Origin of the sequence: Muricomes intestini, from assembly GCF_004346165.1 — a bacterium.
Classification (GTDB): Bacteria; Bacillota; Clostridia; order Lachnospirales; family Lachnospiraceae; genus Muricomes; species Muricomes intestini.
The window spans coordinates 1-10,054 of the sequence record NZ_SLZZ01000051.1; the positions used below are offsets into that span (position 1 = coordinate 1).

The following is a 10,054-nucleotide window of genomic DNA, read 5'->3' on the forward strand; positions in this document are numbered from 1 at the left end:
CACCACAGCAAGAAAATAGAATATATTGACATAAAAAACCCAGTAACCACAAGGGATACCGGTTCGTTAATGCTTATTAAACTTCAAAACTCAGGGAACAAAAGATTAGATTGTACAATATGGGGGGATGCCTTATAATAGAACAATAAGGTATAAGTATAGGTAAAGGAAAGGTGGATGTATGCAGGAGCTAAAGGCTTTGCCCCTTGGGCGGGATGATTTTAGAAAGATAATTGAAAATGACTGCTATTATGTGGATAAAACACCGCTGATAAAAAAATTGCTGCAGACAAAGAGTGAGGTTTCTTTGATTACCAGACCCAGAAGATTTGGAAAAACCCTGGCCATGAGTATGCTGCAGAACTTTTTTGAATATACAGAAGAACCGGCAGAGGATTTGTTTTGTAATCTGAAGATTGAGCAGGAGAAAGAGATTTGCAGTAAATATAAAGGCCAATACCCTGTTATCAGCCTCTCCTTAAAAAGTGCAAAGCAGGGGAACTTTAAGAATGCCTTTGAGATGTTAAAACAAACCATATCTCATGAGTTTCGGCGGCACGAAAAAGCTGTTCTGGCTTATGATTATGAGAAAGAGCGAATCGTGCGTCTTTTGAATGCCCAGGGAGATGAGAGTGATTATCTGGCTTCCCTGCAATTTTTGTCACAGATTTTATATGAGACATATGAGAAAAAAGTAATTATTTTAATTGATGAGTATGATGTGCCTCTGGAGAACGCATATTTTGAAGGATTTTATGATGACATGGTTATGTTTATCCGGTCATTGTTTGAATCAGCGCTGAAGACAAATCCGTGTCTTGAATTTGCCGTTGTAACGGGATGCCTGCGTATTTCTAAGGAAAGTATATTTACAGGCTTAAATAATTTGCATATCGTATCTATTTTAAATAATGGGTATGCAGAATACTTCGGATTTACAGAAGATGAGGTAAAGAAGCTGCTGGCGTATTATGGCTTGTCGGAACGGATGCCGGACATGAAAGAGTGGTATGACGGGTATCAGTTTGGAAATATAGAAATTTATAATCCCTGGAGCGTACTGAGCTTTATTTCAGATTTACTGGAGGATGAAGGTACATTTCCAAAACCCTACTGGTCGAACACCAGCTCTAACAGTATTATAAAAACCTTGATTGAATCGGCGGATTTGAAGACCAGAAGTGAAATCGAAAATCTGGTTGACGGCAATATTATCAAAAGTGCGGTACATGAGGACATCACATATTCTGATATTCATGATTCAAAAGAGAATCTGTGGAACTTTTTGTTTTTTACAGGGTATTTAAAAAAGGTTTCTGAGTCTCTGTCGGATGGTCTGGTTTATATCGGTATGAAGATTCCCAATGAAGAAATCCGGTATATATACAAGACAAAAATTACGGAATGGACACAGGAACGGATAAAAAGAACAGATCTGTCTGTTTTTTATCAGGCAATGTTTACAGGAAAGACAGATAAATTTCAGCAGGAATTAGAAAAGCAGCTTCACGAAAGCATTAGTTATTTCGATGCAAAAGAAGCATTTTATCACGGCTTTCTGCTGGGGCTGTTAAGCAATGTACAGGAGTATCTCGTCGAATCCAACAGGGAGGCGGGGGATGGAAGACCGGATATTCTGCTTAAGAGCTATGATGTCAGAAAACCTGCTGTAATCATAGAAATTAAACATGCAAAAATGTTTAAGGACATGCGGGAAATGGCGGAAACAGCATTAATTCAGATTGATGAGAAGCATTATGCCAGAGAACTGGAACGTGACGGGTACGAGAATATCAATAAATATGGAATTTCCTTTTATAAGAAAAATTGTTATGTAGCTAAAAAATAGTAAGTTTCCTGAATAAATAGTAGGAGGCAGGATATGAAACCGGAAGATTTTTATGGCTCAGAGCTTTTGAGGTTAAATGCGGTGCAGCAGCTTCTTCTGCATATTGAAGACTATCAGAGGCTTCTGGAAGAAAAGGAAGGCAGAAAGGTAATCCAATATTGCCATGCCCGGATAAAAACCCCGGAAAGTATGCTGGATAAGCTGGAACGCAAACGGCTGCCGCAGCTATCATATAATTGTTCAGATCGTAAAGGGTCCCGGATGCGGTGTAACCGCAGAAATTCAGATTCGGACAATTGCACTTGATTTCTGGGCCAGCCTGGAACATGAGATGAAGTATAAAAAGAAGATTCAAAATGAAGAATTAATCCGTTCAAAACTGAAAAGCTGTGCAGATGTCATTGCCTCGGTTGATCTTTCCATGCAGACAATACGGGACCTGATTTACGAGGATGAACTAAAATAGAGGGGGAAAGTATTTGTGTCAGTGTCTTCAATACGGCAGAGTCAATAAGATCAGAACAGATTTCACATATGTTTGACCGTTTTTACCGGGCCGACCCGTCCAGAGATTCCCAGATCAGGGGATATGGGATCGGCCTGTCCATCGCAAGGGCAGTAGTTTCTGCACATAAGGGGAAAATCACAGCATCATCAAAAGATGGGAAATCGCTGTTAATCACTGTGGTATTGCCCTAAGGGGGTCAGACCCTTTTGAACACCATTTTCAGAATTGTTTTACAACTCAAAGGAGCTGCCATGCCGGTTTATTAAGATTAACGGATATCCGGCTCTTTTTTAATGTTCATTTTACGTTTTGATGTTTACATTAACATAAATTGTAAAACAATTCTGAAAATGAGCCGCAAAAGGGACTGACCCTTTTCACACTTTTCACAGATTTTTCTCTTTATTTCAGCTTCATTTAAGGCCGCATGCTTATACTACGAAGGACACCAAAATAAACGTAAAAATTCAGCTATATGAATTTTTGAGAAAGGATGCGATTTATTTATGAAGAACAAAATTACAGGAATTATACTGGGGCTTACTATAGGATCATTTGCACTGACTGGATGTGCCGGGAGCAGCAGTACAGCAGGCAGCACGCAGGAGTTGTATGGACAGGTCACAGAGGTCAGTGATGACAGCATTACAATTGAAACAGGTACTTTGAAAGACAGCGGCGGACAGCAGCCGGGTCAACAAGACACGGCCGACAACACAGCACAGGCTGACGGACAGCAGTCAGATGCAAATGATACATCAGACGCAGATACCGCAGAAGACGTCGGTGATCAGCCTGCCGGAGAAGCCCCGTCCATGCTGGAGCTTGACGGAAATACCAAGGAAATTGCGATTAACGATGATACGGTTCTGACACGCCAGGGAATGGAACAGGCACTGGGAGGCAATAAACAGGACGGGCAGGAGCCGCCGGCACAGCAGGACGGCACCACAGAGCAGTCAGGAAATGAGAGTTCTGCGAGTCAATCTGACGGCACGGATTCCACTGCAGAAGAGCCGGCCAAGAATGGACAGGCACCTGAAATGCCCGCAGGAGATAACGGTGGACAGCAGGAAGAAGAAATTACACTGGATGATATTTCAGAGGGTGATACCGTTCTGGTCACTCTGAACAGTGACGGCACCGTAGCCGAAGTCACAGTGCTATCTCAGGGCATGGGCGGCGGCCGGCAGCCTGGGAATGCACCTGACAATGGAGATGCAGCAGAAAGCAGCACCAAAGACAGCAGTACTGCAGCAGCCACAGATGAAGAATAAAGATTAAAGGGGTCAGACCCTTTTGATCACCATTTTCAGAATTGTTTTACAACTTAAAGGAGCTGCCATGTCGGTTTATTAAGATTAACGGATGTCGGGCTCTTTTTTAATGTTCATTTTACGTTTTGACGTTCACATTAACATAAATTGTAAAACGATTCTGAAAACGAGCCGCAAAAGGGACTGACCCCTTTCACTGACCCCTTTCACAGAGTTTTCACAGTTTCCCCTTTTTATTTCAGTTTCATTTAAGGTCGCGTACCTATACTATGAAAGAGATTAAAATAAATGAGAATTCGTATGAAAGGATGCGATGCATTTATGAAGAATAGTTTACGTATTGCTCTGATTCCTGCGTATGAACCGGACACATTGCTGATTGACTTGCTGCGCAGCCTGCGGGCATTGGATTTTAAAGCCATAGCTGTAGACGATGGAAGCGGAAAAGAATATTCAGAAGTATTTGAGCAGGCCTCAGAACTTGCTATCGTGCTGGTTCATTCGGAAAATTGCGGAAAGGGGCGGGCGATTAAGACTGCTCTCACATACATTAGAAAACATTTTGAAGAACCATATACCATAGTCACAATGGATGCGGACGGTCAGCATCAGATTAGGGATGTTATCCGGGTTTGTGAAGGTGCAGAGCTAAGGCCGGATACCCTAATTTTAGGCAGCAGAGGACTTCAGGAGGGGGTGCCTCTTCGGAGCAAAATAGGAAATACAATTACACGAGGTGTATTTGCCCTCTCTACAGGGCTGCATGTCCATGACACACAGACGGGCCTAAGGGCCTTCAGCAGTAAACTGCTTCCCGTTATGCTGGATATTCCCGGGGAACGGTATGAATATGAGATGAATGTCTTGCTGGAATTTGCCCATGAGAAAAGGCATGTCAGGGAATTAGAAATCTGCACGGTGTATATTGACAACAACAGTGGCTCACACTTTAATACGGTAAAGGATTCATACCGGATTTATAAGGAAATCCTCAAATTTTCTGCATCTTCATTCATTAGTTTTTTAACTGATTACAGTCTATACAGCCTTCTGACTGTCCTGACAGGAGGACTGGGGGCAGCAGGGCTTGTAGCATCCAATGTGACGGCACGTGTTGTTAGTTCGAGCCTAAATTATACTCTGAACAGGAAGTTTGTCTTTGAAAGTAAAAATGAAGTATGGAAATCTGCCCTAAGATATTTTGCACTGGCAATCACCATTCTTATTGGCGATACCTTTGTTCTAAACACAATTGTTGCAAAAACCAGTCTCAATCCATACGCAGCAAAACTAATCACAGAGCTTCTATTTTTCATTATAAGTTGGCTTATGCAGCATCTTTTCATCTTTAAAAGAGAAGACAGCGGGAAAGTACGAGGAGGGATCGCATGAAACTTATAAAGAAAAAATACCTTTGGGCAGTTCTATTTTCCATCATCCTGACAGCATACACTGTCTTTGTAGCCCTGGACACATTTGTGATAACTCATGTATATACGGTTGTAGATTCCGGGAGTAATGCCGGGTCCGGTAATCCCACTACTTTAAGTGCTTCAGAGGATACAGATACAGACACATCTCTGCAGTCGGCTGTGGTCACGGAGGACAGCTACAGTGATGAAAATGTGACTGTTAAAATCACCACATATCGGGAGAATGATACGAATATTTATGTGGCAGATGTGACGTTATCATCTGCAAAATACTTAAAGACAGCTTTGGCAAACAATGCATACGGACAGAATTTAACGGAGACTACCTCAGACATAGCATCGGCCAACAATGCAATACTGGCGATTAACGGTGATTATTATGGGGCACAGAGAACAGGGTACGTGCTGAAAAATGGAGTGCTTTACAGAGACACAGCCGAAGAAGGGCAGGAGGATTTGGCCATAGGTTCGGATGGCTCTTTTAAGATTATCAAAGAAAGTGAAATCACGGCAGCTGAATTATTAGATGAAGGGGCTGCCCAAATACTATCTTTTGGCCCGGGACTGGTTGAGAATGGAAACGTATCTGTTACAGCCGGAGAAGAGGTGGGGAAGGCAAAAGCCAGCAACCCAAGAACGGCAATTGGAATTATAGACGATTTGCATTATGCTCTGATTGTGTCAGACGGCCGGACGGATGAAAGTACAGGTCTGTCACTTTATCAGTTTGCCGAATTCATGCAGGGGCTGGGAGTACAGACTGCTTACAATCTGGATGGAGGCGGGTCCTCAACGATGTATTTTAACGGCAAGGTAATCAATAATCCGACAACGAATGGGAACAGAATATCAGAAAGGAAGGTGAGTGATATTGTATACATTGGATAGAAAAGAACAAAAAAAGTATATGAAGAAAATCAGTTTTACATTTTTAATAGCATCTTTGTTTTGTATGGTTTTTGCCGCGGTTTATGAAGACTTCAGCCACCAGGTTTATTCAGGTTATATGATATTTGCCTTTATAATCCCCCTGGTGGGCGGTGCGCTTCCATTTTTGATGCTAGCGCTGCTCGGAAGACGATTTCCGGGCAGAGCGGCAGTCAACTTGTATAATTCGGGAATCGCAGCCTTGACAGTAGGAAGTATCATGCGGGGGGTGTTAGAAATATATGGAACAACAAATGGTCTTACAGATGTATACTGGCTTGCGGGAGGGGCATTTGCAGCAGCAGGAATCCTTCTTTATATAGTGGAGGGAGAGAGGAGGACTAATGTAGTATAAAATGGTACCATTTTCTGGAAGTTCACGAAAAAAGTATTGACAAGTTATGGATGGTTATATATACTTTATTTAGTGAAGTAAACGTTTACTTTATAACCTATATCTTTCTAAAACTTAGTTTTTGTCCTTTGCTAATCAAAAATCTCTGGCTATGATCCGGAGTTTTATTTTCAACCGAAAGTAAACGTTTACTTTCGGTTGAAAATGAATTATACTGATAGAGAAGACTGCTGCATAGCAATCTTCCGACGAGTAAATAAAGTGGATTGTTATAATTCGATTTTGGCAAGGAGAGAGAAGAATGAAACGAGTAACGATAAAAGATGTGGCAAAGCGCGCAAATGTATCAACCGCCACCGTATCGCGAGTAGTAAATGGTATAGGTACAGTAACAGACGACAATCGTGACAAGGTACAAACAGCAATTAAGGAATTAAATTACTTTGTGAATACGACAGCTTCCAACTTAAAGAAAAACAGCAGTAATGTGATTGGGATTGTAATTCCTACTTTTACCAATGAATATTTCATGGAGCTAATTAAAGGAATTGAAGATAGTTTTGTATACTCAGAGTATGTATTCTATATTGCCAGTTCAAAGGATGATCTCGATAAGGAGAAGGAGATTCTGCAAAAATTTCGAGAGAGCAATGTAGAGGGGGTGATTCTACTCACAATTGGAGGCAATGAAAGTTTCATTCAGGAGCTGCTTAAGATGAATATGAAAATCATTAGTGTGGAGCGCCGTGTGGAAATAGATGGTGGGATAGACTTTATCGGCGAAAACAATGTAGAAGCGGCCTATGAATTAACGAAGAAATTTCTAAGTGAGATTCCCTACCGAGATGTTGTATTGCTTGGTGGTTATGAAGAGCTATCCATAGGTCATGAAAGAATTGAAGGAGCAGTAAAAGCGCTGCAGGAGAAAAAACAAGAATATACGTACCTCAATGGCCATTTTAATGCAAAGATTTCGGAAGAGATTTTTCCGGATATTGTAACTAGGTACCCTAATGGCTGCGGTATAATTTCCTTAAATAATACTATGACAGAAGGGGTCATTAGAGCAATACACAGAGATGAGGAAAAAGACTATTCTTCAAAGTATCCTGTTGCGTCTTATGGAAAGATTAAGTTCCAATCTATTTTTAAAAATAATATTATTGCATCAGTCAGGCAGTATCCCTATCAAATAGGAGTTGAGGTATCAAACCGGCTGCAGAACAAAATAGATGGAAATGCAAGTGAAACGGTTACGAAGTTAATAAGGAATACTATTGATTAAATCTGGAATTTGAAACAGAAAGTGGGTGTAGAAAAATGAAATTAAGAAAAATGATTAGTTTAACCTGCGTGGTTGGTGTAGTTTTATCACTTGTAGCATGTGGAGGAAAAAAACAAAATGAGAGCCAGGCGGCAACAGATACATCTAGCAAAAAGACACAAATTAAGTTTTGGAATCACTGGGGAAGTGAAACAAATGAAGCGAAATGGTTCAATGACAAGATTGCTGAATATGAGGAATTAAACCCAGATGTTGAGATCACCCAAACCAATATTCCCATGGAGGATTACACCGGAGCAAGGTTGACTACAGCGTTTGCAACAGGTGAAGGTCCTGATATTTTCAGCGCCAGTCCGGGAACTCTGCCGGCATTTACTGAAGCGGATGTACTGTATGACTTATCAAAGTATTTTTCGGAGGATGTATTAGCTGATTTTTCTGAGGATGCGATTAATTCCGTGAGCGTAGACGGAAAGATTTTGGCAGCGCCTTTTGAACAGGATTTATTAGGATTGTATTACAATAAGGATATGCTTGATGCAGCCGGCATCACTCCCCCCACTACCTGGGATGAGATGATTGCGGCAGCAAAAGCCCTGACTACTTCCGATGTATGGGGCATTACTTACGATCTGACTAAAGGCGCGTATGGCAATTTTATCTTCATGCCCTTTGTATGGCAAACCGGCGGTGACTTTTTTGAAGGGGATAAATCTTTATTAAATACGCCAGAGATGATAAAAGCTCTGACTATGTGGAAGCAAATGGTGGATGACGGCAGTGCAAACATTAAGCCCTCTCGTTTTGCCAGCGACGGTGCAATCCTTGCTGAAGGCGAAACGGCTATGTGGATTGGGGGAAGCTGGGCAATTACCCAGTACGAGAAAGAGTACCCTGATATGAACATTGGTTTAGTTCCATTGCCAATCCCAGACGGTGGGAAACCGGCATCTGCCGGCGGTGGCTGGAGATTGGCGGTAAGCAGTCAAAGCCAGGTAGCAGAACAAGCGGCTAAATTTGTACAATGGCTATTTCTTGATGAGGATCCGACTAATGCTATCCAATGGAATACAGAAGTTAAGTTTTCCTATTCGCCAAGAAAATCAGTAATCGAGCAGGCAGAGGACATTTACCAGAAAGGACTAAGAGCAACCTTCACCAATGAGATTTATGGCACCGAGCAACCGGAGCTTTCCATGGAGCCAGAGGTCTCAGATATTATTGGCGATATGCTGCAAAATGCGATTTTCAGCATGAGCCCGGAAGATGCGGCTAAAGAGGGCGACAGAAAGCTGACAGAGTTCTTTGAGAATTAATTTTTATCAAAAAGTTCTTTCATAGAATCCATGTTTAAAGCTCATGAAAACTCATGTGGAACAGTAATGAAACGAGGAAAGGAAATCATGAAACAAAAGTATGCAAATAAAAAAAGAAAAGAAACATTGACGGCATATTTAATGCTGTCTCCCAATATAGTTGGAATCGGTATCTTTGTGTTTATCCCTATGCTGTATGCTGTCTATGTGAGTTTTCATAGTTGGAATGGAATGTCAGATATGACATTTACCGGAGTTGACAATTATAGGCGGCTGATAACAGATACTGATTTTTTGAACTCGGTAAAAACAACCTTGATATATGCTGTAACATATATTCCATTGGTATACTGTATCTCCCTGGGTCTGGCGCTTATTACAAATAGTCTAAGAGGAAAGTTGGAAACATTTTGCCGGATGGCATATTTCATGCCCTATTCAATTTCTACAGTAGTAGCGGCATTGATATGGTCATTCATGTATGATCCCAAACGGGGATACTTTAATGGGATACTAAATGCTTTGGGGATTAAGAGTCAGAATTTTTTAGCAGATACGGATCAGGCTCTTTTTGCTGTAATGGCAGTAAGTGTCTGGCTTATAGTTGGTTACAATATGGTCATATTTATTGCTGCAATTAAGGATGTGCCACAATCATTATATGAAGCGGCAGATATGGATGGAGCAAATGCTGTAGTGAAATTTTTTTGTATTACATTGCCAACTATTAAAAATACAACAGTATTTATACTTGTAGTAACAACGATAGGATCCTTCCAAGTATTTGATCAGATTTCTATTATGACCGGCGGCGGTCCGGCTCATTCTACTGAAGTTGCTGTTTTTAGAATTTATGATGAAGCATTTAGAATGTATGATTTTGGCTATTCTTCAACAATGGCGGTTGCCCTGTTTGTAGTAATCATGATTCTGACATTCATCCAATTTAAATTTACTGGCTCTAAGGAGGATTAGAGATGAAGAACAGAAAAAGAATAGTACTTAATATGAGGGCGTAAATTTTTCTGTGTCTGGCAAGTCAAGAACTGCCTGATTTGAATTAAATATGTATTGGTTTTGATGTCGATTTAACTCGAAATTCCT

11 protein-coding genes are annotated in these 10,054 nt (G+C 41.0%); all 11 read left to right on the forward strand.

Annotation, left to right across the window (positions count from 1 at the left end; genetic code table 11):
• Nucleotides 1–181 precede the first annotated feature (181 nt).
• The 11 genes from EDD59_RS17330 (at nt 182) to EDD59_RS17380 (ending at nt 9,925) form a co-directional block, all read left to right on the forward strand.
• Nucleotides 182–1,849 (forward strand): AAA family ATPase, encoded by a 1,668-nt coding sequence (locus EDD59_RS17330; RefSeq protein WP_132384186.1) that lies wholly within the window; start codon nt 182–184, stop codon nt 1,847–1,849.
• 33 nt (nt 1,850–1,882) lie between these two features.
• A complete protein-coding gene (locus EDD59_RS17335) occupies nt 1,883–2,155 on the forward strand; it encodes a hypothetical protein (protein ID WP_132384188.1) in 273 nt (90 codons plus the stop codon).
• A complete protein-coding gene (locus EDD59_RS18630) occupies nt 2,094–2,315 on the forward strand; it encodes a RelA/SpoT-related domain-containing protein (protein WP_243117481.1) in 222 nt (73 codons plus the stop codon). Before EDD59_RS17335 ends, EDD59_RS18630 begins: the two co-directional genes overlap by 62 nt.
• Before the next feature lie 11 nt (nt 2,316–2,326).
• A complete protein-coding gene (locus EDD59_RS17345; RefSeq protein ID WP_279233377.1) occupies nt 2,327–2,548 on the forward strand; it encodes an ATP-binding protein in 222 nt (73 codons plus the stop codon).
• 315 nt (nt 2,549–2,863) lie between these two features.
• Nucleotides 2,864–3,634: a prolipoprotein diacylglyceryl transferase gene (locus EDD59_RS17350; protein ID WP_132384194.1), complete on the forward strand. Its 771-nt coding sequence runs from the start codon at nt 2,864–2,866 to the stop codon at nt 3,632–3,634.
• A 321-nt stretch (nt 3,635–3,955) separates the two neighbouring features.
• Nucleotides 3,956–5,026, forward strand: coding sequence for a bifunctional glycosyltransferase family 2/GtrA family protein (locus EDD59_RS17355; protein ID WP_132384196.1), 1,071 nt, complete (start codon nt 3,956–3,958; stop codon nt 5,024–5,026).
• Nucleotides 5,023–5,955 carry a phosphodiester glycosidase family protein gene (locus EDD59_RS17360; RefSeq protein WP_132384198.1) on the forward strand — a complete coding sequence of 311 codons (933 nt, stop codon included), beginning with the start codon at nt 5,023–5,025 and terminating at the stop codon, nt 5,953–5,955. The genes EDD59_RS17355 and EDD59_RS17360 overlap by 4 nt, the downstream gene beginning before the upstream one ends.
• A 19-nt stretch (nt 5,956–5,974) precedes the next feature.
• Entirely contained in the window at nt 5,975–6,349 is a 375-nt protein-coding gene (locus EDD59_RS17365) for a hypothetical protein (RefSeq protein ID WP_132384200.1), read from the forward strand.
• Between the two features lie 301 nt (nt 6,350–6,650).
• Nucleotides 6,651–7,634: a LacI family DNA-binding transcriptional regulator gene (locus EDD59_RS17370; RefSeq protein ID WP_132384202.1), complete on the forward strand. Its 984-nt coding sequence runs from the start codon at nt 6,651–6,653 to the stop codon at nt 7,632–7,634.
• 35 nt (nt 7,635–7,669) lie between these two features.
• Complete coding sequence (locus EDD59_RS17375) at nt 7,670–8,950, forward strand: ABC transporter substrate-binding protein (RefSeq protein WP_132384204.1); 1,281 nt, start codon at nt 7,670–7,672, stop codon at nt 8,948–8,950.
• A gap of 66 nt (nt 8,951–9,016) precedes the next feature.
• Complete coding sequence (locus tag EDD59_RS17380) at nt 9,017–9,925, forward strand: carbohydrate ABC transporter permease (RefSeq protein WP_132384206.1); 909 nt, start codon at nt 9,017–9,019, stop codon at nt 9,923–9,925.
• Nucleotides 9,926–10,054 lie beyond the last annotated feature (129 nt).